The sequence below is a fragment of the Streptomyces sp. NPDC002889 genome (assembly GCF_042888425.1).
Taxonomy (GTDB): domain Bacteria; phylum Actinomycetota; class Actinomycetes; order Streptomycetales; family Streptomycetaceae; genus Streptomyces.
The window spans coordinates 309798-328452 of the sequence record NZ_JBIAPT010000004.1 but is presented as its reverse complement, the minus strand read 5'-3'; the positions used below and the strand labels follow the sequence as shown (position 1 = coordinate 328452).

Annotated in this window: 21 protein-coding genes and 1 pseudogene; 14 read left to right on the top strand and 8 right to left on the bottom strand. The window is 70.3% G+C overall.

Going from position 1 to position 18655, the window contains the following annotated elements; translation table 11 throughout:
- Positions 1 to 167: 167 nt before the first annotated feature.
- The gene (locus ACFYWI_RS08430; RefSeq protein WP_389227347.1) at positions 168 to 872 is read left to right on the top strand and encodes a hypothetical protein; all 705 of its coding nucleotides are present in this window, start codon (positions 168 to 170) and stop codon (positions 870 to 872) included.
- A 156-nt stretch (positions 873 to 1028) separates the two neighbouring features.
- Positions 1029 to 2273, top strand: coding sequence for a GNAT family N-acetyltransferase (locus tag ACFYWI_RS08425; protein ID WP_389227163.1), 1245 nt, complete (start codon positions 1029 to 1031; stop codon positions 2271 to 2273).
- Between the two features lie 72 nt (positions 2274 to 2345).
- On the opposite strand, the gene ACFYWI_RS08420 is transcribed toward ACFYWI_RS08425, so the two are convergent.
- Positions 2346 to 2516 (bottom strand): hypothetical protein, encoded by a 171-nt coding sequence (locus ACFYWI_RS08420; protein WP_389227160.1) that lies wholly within the window; start codon positions 2514 to 2516, stop codon positions 2346 to 2348.
- A gap of 229 nt (positions 2517 to 2745) precedes the next feature.
- Here ACFYWI_RS08420 and ACFYWI_RS08415 point away from each other — a divergent pair, with 229 nt between their 5' ends.
- From ACFYWI_RS08415 to ACFYWI_RS08385, 7 genes are all read left to right on the top strand, one after another.
- Entirely contained in the window at positions 2746 to 3636 is an 891-nt protein-coding gene (locus tag ACFYWI_RS08415) for a GntR family transcriptional regulator (protein WP_389227157.1), read from the top strand.
- 159 nt (positions 3637 to 3795) lie between these two features.
- Positions 3796 to 4521 (top strand): HAD family hydrolase, encoded by a 726-nt coding sequence (locus tag ACFYWI_RS08410; RefSeq protein ID WP_389227154.1) that lies wholly within the window; start codon positions 3796 to 3798, stop codon positions 4519 to 4521.
- A gap of 190 nt (positions 4522 to 4711) precedes the next feature.
- The gene (locus ACFYWI_RS08405; RefSeq protein ID WP_389227151.1) at positions 4712 to 5584 is read left to right on the top strand and encodes a GntR family transcriptional regulator; all 873 of its coding nucleotides are present in this window, start codon (positions 4712 to 4714) and stop codon (positions 5582 to 5584) included.
- 91 nt (positions 5585 to 5675) lie between these two features.
- On the top strand, positions 5676 to 6767 hold the full coding sequence (locus tag ACFYWI_RS08400; RefSeq protein ID WP_389227148.1) for a phosphotransferase: 1092 nt from the start codon (positions 5676 to 5678) through the stop codon (positions 6765 to 6767).
- A gap of 39 nt (positions 6768 to 6806) precedes the next feature.
- On the top strand, positions 6807 to 7004 hold the full coding sequence (locus ACFYWI_RS08395) for a hypothetical protein (protein WP_389227145.1): 198 nt from the start codon (positions 6807 to 6809) through the stop codon (positions 7002 to 7004).
- A 5-nt stretch (positions 7005 to 7009) separates the two neighbouring features.
- Positions 7010 to 7831, top strand: a complete 822-nt coding sequence (locus tag ACFYWI_RS08390) for an alpha/beta fold hydrolase (protein ID WP_389227142.1) — start codon at positions 7010 to 7012, stop codon at positions 7829 to 7831.
- Between the two features lie 116 nt (positions 7832 to 7947).
- A complete protein-coding gene (locus ACFYWI_RS08385; RefSeq protein ID WP_389227138.1) occupies positions 7948 to 8472 on the top strand; it encodes a hypothetical protein in 525 nt (174 codons plus the stop codon).
- Between the two features lie 63 nt (positions 8473 to 8535).
- Here the strand turns inward: ACFYWI_RS08385 and ACFYWI_RS08380 are convergent, their stop codons facing one another.
- Positions 8536 to 8991 (bottom strand): carboxymuconolactone decarboxylase family protein, encoded by a 456-nt coding sequence (locus ACFYWI_RS08380; protein ID WP_389227135.1) that lies wholly within the window; start codon positions 8989 to 8991, stop codon positions 8536 to 8538.
- Between the two features lie 340 nt (positions 8992 to 9331).
- Here ACFYWI_RS08380 and ACFYWI_RS08375 point away from each other — a divergent pair.
- Positions 9332 to 10380: pseudogene (locus ACFYWI_RS08375) on the top strand (MDR family NADP-dependent oxidoreductase).
- 49 nt (positions 10381 to 10429) lie between these two features.
- Positions 10430 to 10813, top strand: coding sequence for a MerR family transcriptional regulator (locus tag ACFYWI_RS08370; protein ID WP_389227132.1), 384 nt, complete (start codon positions 10430 to 10432; stop codon positions 10811 to 10813).
- Between the two features lie 226 nt (positions 10814 to 11039).
- Here the strand turns inward: ACFYWI_RS08370 and ACFYWI_RS08365 are convergent, their stop codons facing one another.
- The 3 genes from ACFYWI_RS08365 to ACFYWI_RS08355 form a co-directional block, all read right to left on the bottom strand.
- Positions 11040 to 11666: a glyoxalase gene (locus ACFYWI_RS08365; protein ID WP_389227129.1), complete on the bottom strand. Its 627-nt coding sequence runs from the start codon at positions 11664 to 11666 to the stop codon at positions 11040 to 11042.
- 5 nt (positions 11667 to 11671) lie between these two features.
- Positions 11672 to 12136 carry a helix-turn-helix transcriptional regulator gene (locus ACFYWI_RS08360; protein WP_389227344.1) on the bottom strand — a complete coding sequence of 155 codons (465 nt, stop codon included), beginning with the start codon at positions 12134 to 12136 and terminating at the stop codon, positions 11672 to 11674.
- Between the two features lie 182 nt (positions 12137 to 12318).
- Complete coding sequence (locus ACFYWI_RS08355) at positions 12319 to 12729, bottom strand: VOC family protein (RefSeq protein WP_389227126.1); 411 nt, start codon at positions 12727 to 12729, stop codon at positions 12319 to 12321.
- A 498-nt stretch (positions 12730 to 13227) separates the two neighbouring features.
- Between ACFYWI_RS08355 and ACFYWI_RS08350 the strand changes: the two genes are divergently transcribed.
- The 3 genes from ACFYWI_RS08350 to ACFYWI_RS08340 all read left to right on the top strand — a co-directional run bounded on the left by ACFYWI_RS08350 (position 13228) and on the right by ACFYWI_RS08340 (position 14791).
- Positions 13228 to 13662, top strand: coding sequence for a helix-turn-helix domain-containing protein (locus ACFYWI_RS08350; protein ID WP_389227123.1), 435 nt, complete (start codon positions 13228 to 13230; stop codon positions 13660 to 13662).
- Positions 13663 to 13687: 25 nt separating this feature from the next.
- On the top strand, positions 13688 to 14290 hold the full coding sequence (locus ACFYWI_RS08345) for a hypothetical protein (protein ID WP_389227120.1): 603 nt from the start codon (positions 13688 to 13690) through the stop codon (positions 14288 to 14290).
- A 162-nt stretch (positions 14291 to 14452) separates the two neighbouring features.
- A complete protein-coding gene (locus ACFYWI_RS08340; protein ID WP_389227117.1) occupies positions 14453 to 14791 on the top strand; it encodes a DUF2516 family protein in 339 nt (112 codons plus the stop codon).
- A gap of 8 nt (positions 14792 to 14799) precedes the next feature.
- On the opposite strand, the gene ACFYWI_RS08335 is transcribed toward ACFYWI_RS08340, so the two are convergent.
- The 3 genes from ACFYWI_RS08335 to ACFYWI_RS08325 all read right to left on the bottom strand — a co-directional run bounded on the left by ACFYWI_RS08335 (position 14800) and on the right by ACFYWI_RS08325 (position 18487).
- Positions 14800 to 16038 carry a PP2C family protein-serine/threonine phosphatase gene (locus tag ACFYWI_RS08335; RefSeq protein WP_389227114.1) on the bottom strand — a complete coding sequence of 413 codons (1239 nt, stop codon included), beginning with the start codon at positions 16036 to 16038 and terminating at the stop codon, positions 14800 to 14802.
- Between the two features lie 325 nt (positions 16039 to 16363).
- Entirely contained in the window at positions 16364 to 17443 is a 1080-nt protein-coding gene (locus ACFYWI_RS08330) for an NlpC/P60 family protein (protein WP_389227111.1), read from the bottom strand.
- A gap of 240 nt (positions 17444 to 17683) precedes the next feature.
- Positions 17684 to 18487, bottom strand: coding sequence for a class I SAM-dependent methyltransferase (locus ACFYWI_RS08325; RefSeq protein ID WP_389227108.1), 804 nt, complete (start codon positions 18485 to 18487; stop codon positions 17684 to 17686).
- Between the last annotated feature and the right edge of the window lie 168 nt (positions 18488 to 18655).

Sequence of the window (18655 nt, the reverse complement as noted above, 5' to 3'; positions counted from 1 at the left end):
GAAGGCGGTGCTTCCCCTCGGCCCACCGGGCCCGGGGAGACCTCATGCACCGGTCGAGGGGACGGTCTACGCATATGAGCACATCCGGCATCGGGCGCCCGCCCGGTGGTCCCGTATCCGCGCCGCCGGTGTCCGCGGCCGGCGCGACAAGCGCCGCGCGGCCGCCCCTGCAGCGCACCGGGGCGGAGCCGCCCGAGCCTCTGCGGTGTGCGGAGGCGGAGGCGGAGCAGCCACCGCAGCGGCGCGGGACTGAGCTGGGCGAGTCCGCTCACGGGGCAGGGGCGGAGCATCCGCAGGAGGCCGCGAGGGAGCCGCAGGGGAATCAGCAGCCCACCGCGGCGCAGCAGCCGTCCGGCCATCCGAAGCCCACCGCGGTGGAGCTGCCCGAGCATCGGCAGCCCGAATTGGCCGCCTTGGGGCTGCCCGAGCTGCGCGCGCTGCGCCGCGACTCGCAGCGCGACGAGGCCGACCTCAGCTATGTACGGCGGCTGGTCCAGGGCCGTATCGACATCCTTCGGGCGGAGCTGGCGCGGCGCGCCGACCCGGAGTCGCCGGTGGTCGACCGGCTGTCGGAGATCCTCGTCGACGTGCCGTCCCGGCGGGGCTCGTCCGCCCGCCATCTCACGCTCTCCACGCCGCGCGGCGACGAGTACCGGCGGCTCGCGGCCGACATGCTCGACGAGGTCGGGCTCTCCGACCTCGACGCCCGTACGGACGACGAGCTGCATTCCGCGATGGGACGTCTGCTGGGCTACGAACAGAAGGTCTCGCGCCGCCGGCATCAGCTCCAGCGCACCACGGACGACTGCAGCGCGGAGATCACGCGCAGATACCGCGAAGGCGAAGCGCAAGTGGACGACCTGCTCACCTGAGGCGGCCCTTCCGGGCAGCGGGCATCGCGCAGCACGCTCCGGGAGCCCACGATGAGTGAGCCCGCCACGCTCACCTGCGGGGGCAACGGCCTCCGCCGTCCGGCCCCGGGGAAAACCAGGTGCGGGCCATTCTGCCTGCGACCTAGCGTGGGTGGCATGAGTGTCGAAACCCGCCTGGTCACCGAATCCGAGTTCCCCGACTGGCTGCGGGCGCTGGCCACCGGGTTTTTGAGGCCGCCGCTGATCTCGGAAGAGGAGGTCGCCGACCGCAGACCGCACATGGATCTCGCCCGGGTCCGGGGTGCGTTCGACGCCGGGCGGTGTGTGGCGACGTACCGCTCGTTCGTCCAGCAGCTCACCGCGGTCGGCGGGGCCACGCTTCCCGCGAGCGCCGTCTCGAACGTCACCGTCTCCCCGACGCACCGCCGCCGCGGCCTGCTCAGCCGGATGATGTCCGTGGACCTGGCCGAGGCCAAGGAGCGCGGCGACGTGGTCTCCACGCTGATCGCCGCCGAGTACCCGATCTACGGGCGGTACGGCTTCGGTCCGGCCGCCTCCATCACCGAGTGGGCGATCGACGTCCCCCGCACCGGCCTGGACCCGCGGTGGTCGGGCCCCGGCGACGGAGGCCGTGTCGATCTCGTCGACGGCAATGACGTACGCAAACTCGGCCCCGAACTGCACCGGCGGCTGGCGGCCGGGCAGCACGGGGTGGTCAGCCGCGACGAGCGGTGGTGGCAGATCAACACCGGCCAGGCGAGCCTGGCGGGCCACTCGTGGAAGGAGCCGTTCTATGCGGTGTACCGCTCGGCGTCCGGCGAGACGGACGGACTGGTCGCGTACGTGGCGGACGACACCTGGGGCGACGCGAAGCAGCCGCTGAACACGGCCTCGGTGCTCGGGCTGATCGCCGTGACGCCCGAGGCCGAGCGGGCGCTGTGGCACTTCGTCTGCTCGGTGGACTGGGTCACCACGGTCAAGTCCGGCTACCGCGCCCCCGACGATCTGCTTCCCGACCTGCTCCCGGACCCGCGGGCGGCGCGGGTGCTGACGCAGGCGGACTTCCTGTGGGTGCGGATCCTGGATGTCGTGCGAGCCCTCGAGGCACGTACGTACACAGCGTCCGCGACGCTGGTCCTGGACGTCCACGACTCCGCGGGCCTGGCGTCCGGCCGCTTCCGCCTGGAGACCTCCCCGGACGGCGCGACCTGCGTCGCGTCTGCCGGATCGCCGGATCTCACCCTGGACGTCAGGGAGTTGGGGGCTCTGTATCTGGGCGATGCCTCTGCGGTGCGGCTGGCGGCCCTGGGTCGTATCGAGGAGAACGCCCCGGGCGCGGCGACGGCGGCGGACGCCGTGTTCCGCACGCCGAGGCGCCCGTGGTGCCCGGACGTCTTCTGATGCCTGGGCGCATGGTGCTGCGGAGCGGGGTGCTGGGGGCGGGTGCCGCGGAGCGGTGACGCGGTGCTCGGGTCAGCCGCCGGCGGGCACGATGGCGGGTGCCACCAGCAGCACGCCGCCGATGCCGGCGCAGGTGGCGTTCTCGGCCTTGAGGCCGGCGATCAGCAGGGTGAGTCCCAGCGCGGCAGTCACGCCGAGCCGCCACTGCACGTACTGCTCGATGACAAGAGTGATCAGGGGCACGGCGATCCCTCCTCGTGGTGGGGAGTGGAGCGACACAGGGAATTGCGGACGGATCCGCGCGCGGCACCCGTGCGACGGTGGACGGGTGAGCAGGAGCGAGCGAAGGGACTTCGCGTCAGGTTGGCCGAGTTGGTTGCCAACTTCACTTGAGTTGTCCCCACTTGGCCGTGATAGATAAACAGCTTGCAGGTAACTCCCGCTTGCTGGCCCAAAGTTGTAGCGTTCTGTTGTGACCCACGAGCACCACGCAGTCGACGCAGTCAACGGCATCGGAAAGCCCTCGCCGGCCGAGGTGGCCGGCGTCCTCACCGAGCGCATTCGCACCGGTCTCCTGAGGCACGGTGAGCGGATGCCGACGCAGGAGCATCTGTCCGACGAGTTCGGCGTGGAGCGGCGCACGATCCGGCAGGCGCTGGATCTGCTGCGTGACGCCGGCCTGCTCACCGCGGGGATCAAAGGCGCCCCGCCCCGCGTCGTCCTGCCGTCCGAACCGGACTCGGCCGTGGAGGAACCCCAGCAGACAGCTGCTGTCCTGGGGCCACGGGTCGTGGAGGCGTTCGAGGCCCGGCATGTGCGCATCGACGCGATCTGCCTGACCGCGGAGTCGCTGAATCTGGCTCTCGCGGAGCCGCTGCGGCTCGCGCACACCGGGCGGATCACCCCGCAGACCGTTCGGGTCCGAGTGCTGGTGCCCGCGCGCGATCTGAATGTTGCCTTCCCGCGTCCCGCGGAGGAGTCCGTCGACGAGGGGGCGGTGCACGAGCACTGGCTGTCGCGGCGCAACGCCCACGGAAAGTCGCTGGGGCTCAGCCTGCAGGCCCTGAGCACCCGCGGCATCGACGTCGACGTGACGTTGAGGGCGCTGCCGTTCACTCCGCTGACGAAGCTCTATCTCCTGAACGGCTCCGAGGCGCTGTTCGCGTACTACAACGTAACAAAGCGGACGGAGCGGATCGGCGGCACGACAGCTCTGATCTATGACGCGCTCGGCAGCGACTCGATGCTCTTTCCCTTCGAGGCGCGCGGAGGGGTGCGTGACGAGGCCTTCGTGGCACAGTCGCAGGCGTGGTTCGACGGCCTCTGGGGCACGCTTGCCACGGACATAACTCTCGACAGCTGACCGGCCGCCGTCGCCACAGTGCGAGAACCGGGAACGCGGCGCCCTCGACCGCGCGAACGCGGACGTCGCCTCGACCGGGCCGCTGCGGTCCGCCGCTGAAGGCAAGATGGGGTACGAAGGCATCGGCAGGCTGTTCTCTGCCTGAACGGACGGAGCGACGTGACGTATCCGAACGTGACCTCTCTGCGCGACCTCATTGCCCCCGCCAAATGCGTGCTCTTCGATTTCGACGGCCCGGTGTGCCGGCTGTTCCACGGTCATCCCGCAGCGGATGTGGCTGCCGCACTCAGGGCCCGGGGGCGGCAGCGTGTCGACCTTTTCGACCGTGCCGTGCGGATGGACGACACCTCTGCCGGCGATCCTCATGCCCTTCTGACAGCAGCGGACCTGGCCTTCCCGGGCAGCGAACTCGTGCCGGAGCTTGAACGGTTGCTCACGGCCGAGGAGCTTCGCGCGACGCGGACGGCACTGCCGACCGAAGGTGCGGACCGGCTGATAGCCCGGCTCAGCGCAGCGGGTGTCCATCTGGCGATCACGACGAACAACTCCGCCGCAGCTGCGCTGCGATACCTCCAGCGTGCGGGACTCGCCCAGTACTTCGGCGACCACATCCACGGTCGTCTGCCTGATCCGCGACTGCTCAAGCCGAATCCGCACTGCCTGAGCCGGGCTCTGGAGGTGAGCGGCTTCACCGCGGGGGAGTCGCTGATGATCGGGGATTCCCCCGCGGACTACGAGGCAGCCAGCAAGCTGGGGGTCCGGTTTCTCGGCTACGCGCGCAACGAGGCGAAGCGCCGGCATCTCTGGGAAGCCGGCGCCCGGCTGTACGTACCCTCGTTCGCGCCGCTGCTCGAAGCGGTCGAGAGGGGACTCCGGATGGAATGAGGGCGAGCGGCTTCGCATGGTTTGTCCTCTGGTGAGGTGTTTTCTTGAGTCGAAGCTACGCTTGCCCCTTGCGGTCTTGGCAGCGCCAAGTGCGACCGACCTGACCCTCGAGTGACTGCCCACAAGCTGTGGTTGACCGCTTGAACCAGTCAACTGAGTCACGGCTGAATGCCTGTTGTAGTTTTCTTGAATGGCCTTGACCGATCGTGGCGACGAGCAGGACGGCGGTTCCCCTCAGTACCGGTACATGCGCGTGGCCGAGGATCTCCGGGAGAGGATCGGCAACGAGTTCGGCGCAGGTGACCTGATTCCCACACAAAAGGCACTGATGGCTCGCTACGGCGTCTCGCGTGCCACCGCCCAGCGTGCTGTGGAGACCCTGCGTTCCTGGGGTCTGATCGACGGGGGTGGCCGAGGCAGGGGTCCACGTGTCATCGCCGTCGACGCGGCCCCGCAGGATCTGGCCCAGCGGGTCGCTGCCGCTTTCACCGCCGAGCATGTGTCTCTCGACGTCTGGTCGCTCACCACGGAGAAGTTGAGCAAGGTCGTCGCCCAGCAAGTGGCGGACATCGAGAGCGGGAAGGCCCGGGCCCCGGAGTCGATCGAGGCGCGGGTGCTGCTGCCGAGTCTCGATGTGGACTATCCACTGCCGCGGCTGATCGGTGACGTCACGGATCCGCGCCCGCTGAGAAGGCTTCGGGGGCTCGTCCGGACGTACGCCCGGCAGCTGGAGCATTCGCTGCTGTCGGCGGCGGAGTACCGGCGCGTGCCCAGTGTGCGGGTGGAGCTGCGCTCCATGCCGACCCTGCCCCTGCAGAAGTGCTACATCCTCAATGGTGCCGAGGCGTTGACCAGCTTCTACCGCGTGCGCAGGAACCAGGTGCGCGAGCGTGCGGGCAGCCTCCCGATGGAGATCCTCGACCTGGGGAGCGGTTCCGCATCCTTCCTCTGGACACCGGCCGCCGGTGGGAGCGAGCGCGATACGGCCTACTTCGAGGAGCTGCGACTGTTGTTCGAGTCGTGCTGGTCGAATGTCGCCGAGCCTATGGACTTGGGCGAGTGACATGGCGTGAAGCTTCGACCTCCGCACCGGCAGGGGCGGTAACTTCCTCACTCAGTTCCTGAAATCCGGCGGACCACCGAGGGCACGAGAAATGACAGTCGATGCGGCATCCGAGACACGCCGGTGGGCAGCCGGACTGAGCCAGGATGCCCAGCTGGTGGAGGGGCCGCTCGAGGGCTACCACCATGAGGCATACGCTTTTCCGCTCCCCACCGAGAATCCGCTCGCCGACCGCTTCCAGCGGGGCAAGGTGCGCTCACCGCGTCCAGGGCTGCTCTGGTTCGACCGGCGGTTCTTCGCCTCGGAGGACCGGCTGCTGATCGCGTTGCACGGCCGGATCTCACGTATTCCGGAATGCTGTGAAATCGCGCCCGACGTCTGTTTGCAGGGGTTCATCGAGGGCAGGACACTCGGCAGTCGGCCGTTCGCCAACAGACCGCTCGACGACCGCCATCTCCAGCAACTTGGCCGCTTGTTCGCCGAGTTGGCGGCCATCGGACCCGACGAGCTCGAGGCAGGGTTGGGGGGTTCGAGGGCGGATTGCCCCGTGGACGGCGACTCGGCCGCCTTCCTGAGCGGGCTGATCCACTTCACCGAGTACCAAGTCCACCGCAGACATTCCGATGAATTCGGCGCCCTGTTCCGTGAACTAGGTGTCCCTGACGACCCGTTGGTCACGCTGAGACAAGCAGCAGAGCACCTCACGCCGCGCCCGTTCACCCTCCTACACGCGGACCTGCACCGGAACAACCTGATCGTCGATTCTGCCGGTGACCTCTGGACCATCGACTGGGAGCTGGCCATGATCGGTGACCCCCTCTACGAGTTGGCCACACACGTACATCTGATGCGCTACTCGAGAAAGGAGGCGGCCCGTACCACCGAGGTGTGGCAGGAGGCCGTGGAGCGTTCCCGAGCCGGCAGCTCCAAGGGGCTGGAGCAGGACCTCCCCGTGCTGCTCGCGTACAAGAGGGTGCAGTCCGTCATCACCGACGTCATCCGTACCGCCGTTGCTCTGACCAGCCGCGAGAAGCCCAGCTGGCAGTCCCTGCCCGCAGCCGCGTGGCAGGTCCACTACGCCCTCAAGGCCGCAGCGGAGCCGCTGGGCCTGAGTAAAGTGCCGACGCCCTGGCAGGTCATGGCGGTGTACCGGCACTGGCTGCGGGCGCGATCGGCTCCGTGACATGGGTCGACGGGAGGCGAAGCCACCGGTGGCTGCGCCATGGGCGGAGAAGCGGCCGCCGTCGGCCGTCAGCGGGAAGGCCGCGAGGCCGGCCTCGCCGCCGACGCCGTCGAGCACCACGTCCGCACCGCCCGCGCCCAGCGCGGCACGCCACGTGAACCCTCGGAGATCAAGCGCGCTCGAGGTCAGGGGTCCGACCGGACCCAGCGGGACCGGCGCGGCCGCGGACTACGCTGACCGGCATGAACTCCCTGACGGTGAACGGCATTTCCCTCGGATACGACGACCGCGGCGGGCAGGGCGGAGGCTCACCGGTGGTTCTCGTCCACGGGCATCCGTTCAACCGCAGCATGTGGGACCCGCAGGCCGACGAACTCGTGCGGGCCGGGTACCGGGTCATTGCCGCCGATCTGCGGGGCTACGGCAGCAGCGAGGTCGTTCCCGGTACGGCTCCGCTGTCCGACTTCGCCCGGGACACGGCCGCGCTGCTGGACCGGCTCGGTGTGGAGAAGGCCGTGGTCGGCGGGCTGTCCATGGGCGGGCAGATCGCGATGGAGTTCCACCGTCTGTTCCCGCGGCGGGTGGCCGCCCTGGTCCTCGCGGACACCTCACCGGTCGCCGAGACGGACGAGGGCAAGGCGGTCCGCAACGCCATGGCCGACCGGCTGCTCGCCGAAGGGCCGGCCGGATACGCCGACGAGGTGATCGGCAAGATGGTCGCTCCGTACAACGTCACCGCCCTCCCCGAGGTCGCCCGGCACGTCCTGGCCATGATGCGTGCCACTCCCCTGCAGGGCGCGGCGGCCGCCCTGCGGGGGAGGGCCGAGCGGCCGGACTACCGCGAGATGCTGGCCCGGGTGGCGGTGCCCACGCTGATCGTGGTCGGCGCGGACGACACGTACACCCCCGTCGCCGAGGCGGAATCGATGGCGAAGCTGATCCCGCAGGCCACGCTCGCGGTCATCGAGGGCGCGGCCCATATGCCCAACCTGGAACGGCCGGAGGACTTCAACGCCGTTTTGCTGCGCTTTCTGGCGGCGCATCGGGTCATGGCCGGACGGTAGCCCCCAGCTCTCCCCCGTGTGGGGGAGAGCCCCGCGTCACGTTCCGACCCGAGCGGCACCAAGGCCCGTGCCACAGACCGATGTCGGTGCGGCAGCCGGTCGACACGATGGAACGCATGACCACGACCCGACCGACACCTGCCACCGCACCCCGCTGGGCCGTACGGGCCGCCCACATCGCCGCGCTGCTCACTCTGCCCAGCGGGCTGTGGCGGCTCCTCCTCGCAGCCGGACAGCCGGCCGGCTACACGGCCGAGGGGTACGCGGCCCTTGGCATCACCGGCTGGGGTGGGGCCTATGTGATCGGTCTCAGCGTGGTGTCCGAGCTGCTGGCCCTGCTCACGCTCGGTCTGGTCCGGCCCTGGGGCGAGGTGTTCCCACGCCGGATACCCGTACTCGGCGGCCGTCCCGTCCCCGTGACGGCGGCCGTCGTCCCGGCCGGCCTCGGGGCCGTGGCGCTGACCGTGCTGTGGACCCCGTTCGTCGCCTGGTGGTCGGTCCCGGACACCCGGATGACGCCGCTCGGCCACACGGTCGTCGGGTTCGTCTATCTGCCGCTGGTCGCCTGGGGGCCACTGCTCGCGGCCGTCGCCGTGTCGTACTACCGCCGACGCCGCTCGGCCGGCCGCGAGGGGGCCTGACGCCATGGCGTCGCCCGGCCACCGGGTCACCGGCCACCAGATCCCCGATGACGAGCTCCTCGGCTACCAGGTCGCGCCCGCGACCTGCCTGGTCGTCGCGTTGAGGCGGTTGAACAGATTGGTCACGCCGATCATCAGCACCAGCGACGCGAGCTGCTTCTCGTCGTAGTGCTTCGCCGCCTCGTCCCAGACCGCGTCCGGGACAGCGTCCTCCCGGTCGGCCAGTCGCGTCGCAGCCTCGGTCAGCGCGAGGGCGGCGCGCTCGGCATCGGTGAAGCAGGGCGCCTCGCGCCAGGCCGCCACCGCGAAGAGCCGCTCGTCGCTCTCACCGGCCTTGCGCGCGCTCTGCGCACCGCCGACGACGCAGTAGCTGCAGCCGTTTATCTGGCTGGCCCGCAGGTGCACCAGCTCGAGCGTCGGCTGCGGGACGCCGCCGTTGCGGGCCGCCTTGAGCAGAGCGAGGACGGCCGGCAGGGCCTCGGGGAGGACGGTGGCGGGGTTGCTCATCCGTGCCTGCATGTCTGTTCTCCTCATCGCGTCCGTCGAGTTGTGCTCCGTCACTGCACTGACGGATCCCGACGGACGGATGTGACCGGTTGGCGCACATGAATTTCCGAGTGCGTCGGTCGAGCAACGCGTCGAGGAATGCCTCCCGGTGGGCCACTGCCCCCTCTGGACCCGGTCCCACGGCTCCCACCCGCCGTGCTCGGCGAGCGCCCGCGCAAAGACGGTGTCCCTCAGATGCTCCGTACCGCCGTCACCGCCGGTGACTTGACCTTGACGTGCAGGTCAGGGGTTAGCGTCGCCACGCCCCGACGGCGAAAGGTGCCGCCGTCCTGAATCTGCCGGGAGTTCGATGATGCCTTCAGACCTGCCGTCCGGTACGCGAACCAGCCGCGAAGTCCGGCTGGTCGCCGTGCCCGACGGCCTGCCTGCCGCGGAGCACTTCGAGGTGGTCGGCACGCCGTTGCCCGATCCGCGACCCGGCCATGTGCTCGTGCGCAACCAGCACTTCCTCGTCTTTCCCGGCTGCGCACTCTTGTCGGGGGCGCGGTCGACGGCGTGCTGCTGCCGCCGCTGCGAAGCGGTGACACGCTGTTCGGACCGGCCGTCGGGCAGGTCGTCGCCGCGCCGGGGGACAGCCGGCTGCGCCCGGGGGACACCGTGGTGCACCTGCTCGGCTGGCGCGAGTACGCCCTGGTGCCCGCCTCGCAGTGCACCGTACTGGACGGCGCGCTGCCCGACCCGGTCGCGTACCTCGCACAGGGGTCGGCCGCGTACGGCGCGCTGACCAGGCTTGCCCAGGTCCGTGAGGGGGACGTCGTTCTTGTCACCGGGGCCGCGGGGGCCGTGGGGTCCCTGGCGGGGCAGATCGCCCGGCTGCTGGGGGCGGCCAAGGTGATCGGCACTACGGGTTCGCCGCAGAAGGCCGAGCGGTTGGTCTCCGAACTGGGCTACGACGAAGTCGTCCTGCGCGGCCGGCGGCCTGTTGCCGCGCAGCTCGCCGAGGCGGCACCCGGAGGCATCGACGTACTCCTGGACACCGTCGGCGGGGAGCAGCTGGCAGCAGCCGTCGGCGCCGCACGCCAGGGCGCGCGGTTCGCACTGGTCGGGGCGCTGTCGGGACAGCTGGCCCCGGAACGCGACGGCGGCAGCGCACCCGTGGAGATCGACTCCTACCGCCTGGTCGTCAAGGGGGTCTCCCTGCGCGGATACAGCGGCGCCGACCACCCCGACGTCGAGGAGGTGTGGGTCGAGCGGTTCGGTGGATGGCTGCGATCCGGTGAGATCCTCTTCCCGTACACGTCGGTCACCGGTATCGAGCGGGCGCCTCACGCATTGCCGGAACTGGTCAGAGGACGTCATTTCGGAGCTGTCATAGTGGAGTTGGGCCCACCTCGGCCCTGAAGGCCCAGCACTGTGGAAGATTCCGGTAGCCCGGAACGGGGGGTGGGCGTTGCGTATCGGTGACGCGGCAGCGGCGGCCGGCACCACTGCGCGTGCCGTGCGGTTCTACGAGGAGCGTGGGCTGCTGCCCCCGCCGGCCCGCAGCGCCTCCGGCCAGCGGGAGTACGGGCCCGACGACGTCGCCCTGCTCCGCGTCATCCGTGAACTGCTGGCCGTGGGACTCACGGTGGAGGACCTTCGCAGCCGCGCCCCCCGCCTGCCGCTCCTCGTCGCGGACCCGCCGCCGCCCTGCGACAGCGCCGGGCGGCCGGGCGCGTTCGCCGAGGTCGTCGAGCGAAGGCTGGCCGCCCTCGACGCGGAGCTCGACGCGGAGATCGAACGGCTTACACGGCTGCGTACGAGCCTGGCGCGCCGGGCGTACGAGGGCGGATGACGCCACCTGCGGCGTCCCGTGCCCGCTCGCCTGACGGGGCCCCGGCCCGCCTTCTCGCTCGGCGCCCCCGGCGGGCTCACCGTGTCCCCGACGGCGAACGTGTCCTGTTCGTGCGGACCGGTCGGGGCGATCGAGTTGGCCGGCAGGGCTGTCGACAGCGCGTCCGCCCCGAGCCCGGCGGCTGTCTCGTGATCGGCGATCAGGCAGGGAAGTCAACAGTGACACATCAGGGCGTGGGTGCCAGCGATGCGGCCTCCCACGCAAACCCGTCCGGGTCGGTGAAAGGCCCGGCATCGCCGCCGATCACGATCCGGTGCGATCCGGTGCCGTCCGGAGAGACGCCGACGTCCTTGGCAAGGGCACGGCGCCTGTACAGCGCCAGCTTGACGGGACTCGACCCGGCAGCGAACTCGGCGTACATGCGGCCGAAGCTCTTCGCCACGGCCAGGCCTTGGTCGACGTAGAACCGCTTGCTCGCGGCCACGTCCGCGACTCCCAGCAGGAGCACGATTTCGTCGATCTGCCGGGTGGCAGGGCCTGCGTCCTTCTTCGCCGAGGTCGCGACCTTCCAGATCGTCCCGTCCGGGGCCTGTACGACACCGCCGTAGCCCCAGAGCGACTTCGCGGCAGGCTTCAGCTGCGTGGCGCCGGAGTCGAGGGCGGCGTCGATGAGGCTGTTGACGGTGGCCGGCTGGGACACCGTGAGCGCCAGCGTGAACCCACGGAAGCCGGCTGTGGGTGCCTCCGAGGCCCGCAGGCGTATCTGCGCCTCCAAACCGAAGGCGGCGGTGTAGAAGCGGTTGGCGGCCGTGGGGTCGGCCACGTCGAGGGTGACGGATTCGATGGATGCCATGGCCATCACGCTAGTTGCGGCTCGGCGACCGGCGCTTCTTGATTCCTGATCGGTCTTGTCACCTGTTTTGCCACACACGGCGGCATCCCCGCCGCGGCACCCTTTGCGCGGCGCCGGTAGGCGCTGGGCGGCAAACCGACCAGCTCGGTGAAGCGGGTGCTGAAGGTGCCCAGCGATGAGCAGCCGACCGTGAAGCAGACCTCGGTGACGCTGAGGTCGCCACGACGCAGCAGCGCCGTCGCGCGCTCGATGCGACGCGTCATCAGGTACGCGTACGGCGACTCGCCGTAGGCCAGCCGGAACTGGCGGCTGAGGTGCCCGGCGGACATGTTCACGCCGCGGGCGAGCGCCTCGACGTTCAGCGGCTGCGCGTATTCCCGGTCGATCCGGTCGCGGACGCGGCGCAGTCGAGCGAGGTCGCTCAGGCGCGGCGCCGCGGTGCGTGCGCGCCCCCACGAGGGGTGACACATGAGAGGACTCCCTTTCATCGATGTCCGCGAGCACCTGCGTTGCATGCCGAGGCAGGCGGCGAGGTGCTCGATGGCGATGGCCGGCTTGCCGGAGTCGACGAGCCGGTCGAGGAACTGCTCGACGGCGGCGGGATGGAGGGGCGCGACGCCGGCCATCATGGCCGAATCGATGACCGGACGGTTCAGCGAAGCTCCTGGATGCGGACCAGGTTGCCCGCGGGATCGCGGAAGGCGCAGTCGCGGATGCCGTACGGCTGCTCGGTCGGCTCCTGGACGACCTCCGCGTCGCCGGCCTGCACCTTCTCGAAAGTGCCGTCGAGGTCCCGGGTGGCCAGCAGGATCCAGCCGTAGGTGCCCTTGGCCATCATCTCGGCGATGGTGCGGCGCTCCGCCTCGGTGACCCCAGGATCGGCGGCCGGCGGCGCCAGGAGGATGGACGTGCCGGGCTGGCCGACGGGGCCGACCGTGATCCAGCGCATCTTGCCCTGTCCGACGTCGCTGCGGACCTCGAATCCGAGGGTGTCGCGGTAGAAGACCAGGGACGCGTCCGGGTCGTCATGCGGGAGGGAACTCGTGTGAATGGTGATGTCCATGACGATCATGCTAGGTGCGGCTCCGTGACCCGCGCTTCTCGATTCCTGATCGATCTGGCCACCTGTTTCCACGGTGGCATCCCCGCCGTCGCGCGCACCGCCTGGCGCCGGGTCGCCCAGGATCTCCTCACCCGTCTCCCAGATGATCACAAGCCGGGTCAGGAGTGGAGACGGTCGCGATGGGCTCGTTCTGGGAGGAGCTGTCGGGTCGGGAGGCCACGGCCCGCGAGCGGGTGGAGCGCACCCGCCGGCAGAACGCGGAGCCGAACACGGAGCTGAACCGGCGACCGGTGGCCGAGGAGGAGACGCTGTGCACCCGCCATGCAGCCAGCTCCGCGAGGCGCCGACCATTCGCGAGCAGTCACAGGGGAGCGGGGCTGCCCCGGGCTCCTCCGGATCGGGCTGTTGCGCTGGGGCCGTCCTCCACCTGCTGTTGCGTGCGACACTTTTGCAAGCAGTTGCTTGCAAAAGTTAGCACCGGCGGGGCATCATCGCAGCATGGCATCGCTCAACGTCGGCAATCTCGGTGAGTACCTCCGCGAGCAGCGGCGCAGCGCGCAGCTCTCGTTGCGGCAGCTCGCCGACGCCGCCGGGGTGTCCAATCCGTATCTGAGTCAGATCGAGCGCGGGCTGCGCAAGCCGAGCGCGGAGGTGCTCCAGCAGGTCGCCAAGGCTCTGCGCATCTCCGCCGAGACCCTGTACGTCCGCGCCGGGATTCTCGATGAGCAGGTGCGGGACGAGCTGGAGACGCGTGCCGTCATCCTGGCCGACCCCTCCATCAACGAGCGGCAGAAGCAGGTTCTGCTGCAGATCTACGAGTCCTTCCGCAAGGAGAACGGACTCGACACGGACACGTCCGAGGACACCGCCGCTGACGGCCCCCGCACGGCCGACCCGAGCGGTGCCGAGCAGAACCGACCACCTTCACACTGATCTGCGTTCCGGGAGGACCACAGTCATGGCCATCACCGATGACCTGCGCAAGACCCTCACCGACCCGACCCCCCTCTACTTCGCGGCCGGCACCGCCGATCTCGCCGTACAGCAGGCGAAGAAGGTGCCCGCGCTGATCGAGCAGCTCAAGGCCGAGGCCCCGAGCCGTATCGACGCCGTGCGCAACACCGACCCCAAGGCCGTGCAGGAGAAGGTCACGGCCCAGGCCAAGGAGGCACAGGCCACCGTGCAGGCCAAGGTCACCGAGGTGCTGGGGAACCTCGACACCGATCTGAAGAAGCTCGGTGAGAGCGCACAGGACCTCGCGCTGCGCAGCGTGGGTGTGGCCGCCGAGTACGCCGTCAAGGCCCGTGAGACGTACGAGAAGGTCGCCGAGCACGGCGAGCAGACCGTGAGGGCCTGGCGCGGCGAGGCCGCCGAGGAGCTCACCGAGATCGCCGTCGCCGTGGAGCCGGAGCCGAAGGCCGAGGCCAAGAGCGAGACGAAGTCCGAGGCCGAGGTTCCGGCGCAGGCCGCGGCCGAGGGCAACAAGCCCGCGACCGCCCGCAAGCCCGCGTCCGCCCGCAAGCCGGCCGCCAAGAAGGCCAACCCGCCGGCCGCGAAGTGACCTGCGGGTGACCGAGGAGGATGTGCCGGGCGCGCCGCCGTACGGACGTACGCCGCGTCCGGCACACCACTCCTGCCGTCGCACCGCTCATCGCCTCGGAGGGACTCCCGGGGGTACCTTGGCCGCGAGGCGACACAATCCACTCATGAGGCGGTAGTCAGCATGTTGCGCGCGGGATTCGAGTTCGGGCTCTGGACGATCCTCAATCTGGTCTTCATCGGCACCTCCGTGACCGCGCTGATCATGGCAGCCATGGCCCGTGAGGACGCCTACCGTGCCGCCGACAAGAAGACCAAGTCCTTCTGGCTGGTCATCCTCGGTGTCACGGTCGCGGTGAACCTCTTCCTGTCCGTGCTGTTCCTGTCGATCGCCGGGCTGATCGCGACCATCGTCTTCTTCGTGGACGTACGGCCTGCCCTGCGGCAGGTCTCCGGCGGCGGCCGCCGCCGCGGCGGCTCCAGCAGCGACGGTCCCTACGGGCCCTACAACGGCGGCCGGTAGGGCAACAGCTATCCGCGCAGTCCGTTCCGGCTCAGCAGCAGCACTGCCACATCGTCGGTGAGATCTCCGCCGTTCAGATCGCGGACCTCGCCGACGGCCGCCTCCAGCAGTGCCTCGCCGTCGAGCCCCGCCGCCAGCTGGCGGTTGATCATCTGGACCATGCCGTCCTGGCCGAGGCGCTGCTTGGTGTCCGGCCCCTGGCGGCCCTCGATCAGCCCGTCCGTGTACATCATCAGGCTCCACGACCCGCCCAGCTCCACCTGGCGGCGCGGCCAGCGGGCGCGCGGCAGCAGGCCGAGCGCCGGTCCGCCGTCCTCGTACGGGAGCAGCTGCGCGGCTCGCCCCTGCCGGGCGATCAGCGGGGCCGGGTGGCCCGCCAGGCACAGTCCGGCCCGTCGGCCGTCCGGAGCTATGTCGACCGTGCACAGCGTCGCGAAGATCTCCTCGCTCTCCCGCTCGTGCTCCAGCACCTGCTGGAGGGTGGAGAGCAGTTCGTCGCCGCACAGGCCCGCGAACGTCAGAGCTCGCCAGGCGATCCGCAGTTCCACCCCGAGCGCCGCCTCGTCCGGGCCGTGCCCGCAGACGTCACCGATCATGGCGTGGACCGTGCCGTCCGCGGTGCGGACGGTGTCGTAGAAGTCGCCGCCCAGCAGCGCGCGCGAGCGCCCGGGGCGGTAGCGCGCGGCGAATCGCAGGTCCGAGCCCTCGAGAAGGGGGTTGGGCAGCAGGCCGCGCTCCAGCCGGGCGTTCTCCTGGGCGCGCAGCCGGGACTCGGCCAGCTTCACCTGGGCGGTGTCGGCGCGCTTGCGCTCGACCGCGTACCGCACGGCGCGGGAGAGCAGGCGGCCGTCGAGTTCCTCGCGCACCAGGTGGTCCTGGGCCCCGACCCGGACCGCCTCGGCGGCCAGCTCGGCGTTGCCGGACGCGGTCAGTGCCAGCACGGCGTGCCGGGGGGCGAGGCGCAGGACGTGCTTGAGGAGGTCCAACTCGTCGTCCTGGGTGCGGCCGGGCAGCGCGAGGTCGACGAGCACGCAGTGCACGTCGTCCGTGAGCAGCCGCTCCGCCTCGGTCAGATTGCGGGCGGTGCGGATACGGAGCCGGGTGCCGGCCGTGTCGAGCAGCCCGGGGACGTTGAAGGTGCCCGCGGGGTCGTCCTCGATGACCAGCAGGGTGAGGTCGCCACCGGTACCGCCATGGGCGGTCTCCGCGACGGGGACGTTCCTCTGTCGCGGTACGGGTACGGGCATGGGCTGTTTTCCTTCCCTCCCCCCGAGGGCGCGGCAGGACGACGATCGACGTCCCGCCAGACGGGGACCATAGCGGTATGCAGTGGCCGAACGGAATGGCGATCAGGGAAGAGCGGATGGCATATGCCGCGCATGGGGAGGTAGTTGCCCTCCGCGCCATGACGAACATCACCACGGAGTCCGGTTCGTCCCCCGATGGCCCCCGTGGCACACGTCACTTGAGGCGCGGGACGAAACGGGGCGTACGGCCTCCGTGTCACGCGGCGTCACGCTCGACCTCGGGGCACCCGCATCCCCGTACACCCGCAACCCCGCGTGGCGCGCGTCACTTGTCGGGGCGCACGACTCCGAGGATCCCCATCGAGCCCGCACCCGCGATCGTCACATTCCGGCCGGGACGCGGCGCGTGCACAATCGCGCCGTCCCCGATGTACATCCCCACGTGGCTGGCGTCCGAGTGGTAGATGATCAGGTCGCCGGGCCGCATGTCCTTGATGGCGATACGGGGCAGCAATCGCCACTGCTCCTGCGAGGTGCGCGGAATGCCGCGCCCCGCCGCAGCCCACGCCTGTGAGGTGAGTCCCGAGCAGTCGAACGTCCCCGGGCCCTCCGCGCCCCATTCGTAGGGTTTGCCGATCTGCTTGGTCGCGAAGGTCACCGCCTTCTTGCCCTGCTTGCTCGCGCGGCTGTCGATCTCCTTCAGGACGCCGGAGCTCAGCCAGGCCGTCTGCGCGTCGTACTGGGCCTGGCGTTCCAGTTCGATCAGCCGCGCGAGCTCCTCCTTCTCCAGCTTGTCCTCGAGCTTCTTGGCCGCGGCGATCTTCTCCTTGATCTCTTTCTTTGCCTTCTCCTGCTTGACGCGGTTGGCCTCGAGCTTCTCCCACTGGGCGCTCGCGTCCTTGGAGTACGTCGCCAAGTCGGCCTGCATCCTGGTCAGTTCGTTCAGCAGGTCCTGAGTGGCCTTGTGGCCCTGCCGGATCCGGCCCACCCCGTCGATGAACAGCTGCGGGTCGTCGACGAGCATCAGCCGCGCCTCGGGCGGCATTCCGCCCCCGCGGTACTGGGCGCGCGCGGCCGCACCGGCCCGGTTCTTCAGGTCGTCGATCCTCGCCTGACCCTTGGTCATCTCCTTGGCCAGCTTCACGATCTCGGCCGACTGTGCGGCCGCCTGCTCCTCGGCGAGGTTGTACGCGTCGGTCGCGGACGCCGCCTTGCGGTACAGGGCCTCTATTTCCTGGCGCACGTCTTCGAGGGACCGCTCGGGCGCGGACGCTCCCGGTTCGGTGACCGAGGCGGGGGCCGACGGTGGTGGCTCGGGGGCCGCGAAGGCCGGGCTGCCGGAGGCCAGGACGGTCAGCGCGCACACCAAGGTGATGGCTGCAGTGGCAACGTGGCGTCGGTTCACGACTCCCCCTCCGGACGATGAACGCCGAACACGTCAATGTGATTTACCGTCAGTAACTTGTGGTGGACGTCGTGATGGTGTCATGACGTCCACAAAAGTGACAGGGTCAAACGCGGGCCCGGCCTGCGGTTCACTCCCCTTGACCATCCCCACCCGTGGGCCGCCCGCCGATCACCCTCATCGGACAGTGACGAACAACGTGGCCGGCGCGTTCCCGTACTCGCGCCGGTTCTCGGCTGTTCACCCGGAAGTGGGAGCAAGCGCCGCCCACTTCACCGTGAGTTCGCCCTGCCGCCACCGCCGGCGGTCGTCAACCAGCGGCCAGTCGCCCGCCAGATCCCCCGCGGCCCGGATCCAGCGCTGGCGTGCGCCGAGCGAGGCGAACGGGGCCGCGGCCGCCCACGCCCGGTCGAAGTCCCGCAGGAACGCGTGCACCGGCTCGCCCGGCACATTGCGGTGGATCAGTGCCTTGGGGAGCCGTTCCGCGAGATCGGAAGGACGCTCCAGGGAGCCGAGCCGGGTGGCGAAGGTCACGGTCCGCGGCCCCTCGGGGCCCAGCGCCACCCATACGTGCCGCCGTCCGATCTCGTCGCAGGTGCCCTCGACCAGCAGCCCGCCCGGGGCCAGTCGGCCGCACAGCCGCGCCCACACCGCGGCCACCTCGTCCTCGTCGTACTGGCGCAGCACATTGGCCGCCCTGATGAGCGCCGGGCGCTCGGCGAGCGGGACCTCGAAGCCGCCGTGCCGGAAGGCCAGCCCCTCGCGTTCGTACGGCTTCGCTGCCTCGACCCTGGCCGGGTCGATCTCGATGCCGACGACCTCGCAGCGCGGATCGGCGGTGCGCAGCCGCTGCAGCAGTTCCAGGGCGGTCCATGGGGCCGCTCCGTAGCCGAGGTCGACGGCGACGGGCGCGGCCGCGGTGCGGCGCAGTGCGAGGGCGTGGGTGGCGGCGATCCAGCGGTCCATGCGGCGCAGCCGGTTGGGGTTGGTCGTCCCACGGGTGGCGGTGCCCACGGGGCGGTGGGCGCCGGCGGGACGGGTCATGGGAGTGAGGGTAAGGCGTCCGGGCCCGCGGGGTGCGCAGATGGTAATGATTTGGCAAAGGGCAGTGAAAGGCGGTGGAGCCTGGAAATGGAAGTGGAGGCTCCGCTGTTGTGGGGCGTGCAGGGCCGTTCACGGCCCCGCCTTTTGCCGTGTCCGCGAGCGAGGAGG

Excerpts from the sequence above, each read along its gene's own strand:
- ACFYWI_RS08425 (WP_389227163.1), top strand. The coding sequence starts at position 1,029 with ATGAGTGTCGAAACCCGCCTGGTCACCGAATCCGAGTTCCCCGACTGG.
- ACFYWI_RS08405 (WP_389227151.1), top strand. The coding sequence starts at position 4,712 with ATGGCCTTGACCGATCGTGGCGACGAGCAGGACGGCGGTTCCCCTCAG.
- ACFYWI_RS08400 (WP_389227148.1), top strand. The coding sequence starts at position 5,676 with ATGACAGTCGATGCGGCATCCGAGACACGCCGGTGGGCAGCCGGACTG.
- ACFYWI_RS08395 (WP_389227145.1), top strand. The coding sequence starts at position 6,807 with ATGGGCGGAGAAGCGGCCGCCGTCGGCCGTCAGCGGGAAGGCCGCGAG.
- ACFYWI_RS08390 (WP_389227142.1), top strand. The coding sequence starts at position 7,010 with ATGAACTCCCTGACGGTGAACGGCATTTCCCTCGGATACGACGACCGC.
- ACFYWI_RS08385 (WP_389227138.1), top strand. The coding sequence starts at position 7,948 with ATGACCACGACCCGACCGACACCTGCCACCGCACCCCGCTGGGCCGTA.
- ACFYWI_RS08380 (WP_389227135.1), bottom strand. The coding sequence starts at position 8,991 with ATGCAGGCACGGATGAGCAACCCCGCCACCGTCCTCCCCGAGGCCCTG.
- ACFYWI_RS08365 (WP_389227129.1), bottom strand. The coding sequence starts at position 11,666 with ATGGCATCCATCGAATCCGTCACCCTCGACGTGGCCGACCCCACGGCC.
- ACFYWI_RS08360 (WP_389227344.1), bottom strand. The coding sequence starts at position 12,136 with ATGTGTCACCCCTCGTGGGGGCGCGCACGCACCGCGGCGCCGCGCCTG.
- ACFYWI_RS08355 (WP_389227126.1), bottom strand. The coding sequence starts at position 12,729 with ATGGACATCACCATTCACACGAGTTCCCTCCCGCATGACGACCCGGAC.
- ACFYWI_RS08350 (WP_389227123.1), top strand. The coding sequence starts at position 13,228 with ATGGCATCGCTCAACGTCGGCAATCTCGGTGAGTACCTCCGCGAGCAG.
- ACFYWI_RS08345 (WP_389227120.1), top strand. The coding sequence starts at position 13,688 with ATGGCCATCACCGATGACCTGCGCAAGACCCTCACCGACCCGACCCCC.
- ACFYWI_RS08340 (WP_389227117.1), top strand. The coding sequence starts at position 14,453 with ATGTTGCGCGCGGGATTCGAGTTCGGGCTCTGGACGATCCTCAATCTG.
- ACFYWI_RS08335 (WP_389227114.1), bottom strand. The coding sequence starts at position 16,038 with ATGCCCGTACCCGTACCGCGACAGAGGAACGTCCCCGTCGCGGAGACC.
- ACFYWI_RS08325 (WP_389227108.1), bottom strand. The coding sequence starts at position 18,487 with ATGACCCGTCCCGCCGGCGCCCACCGCCCCGTGGGCACCGCCACCCGT.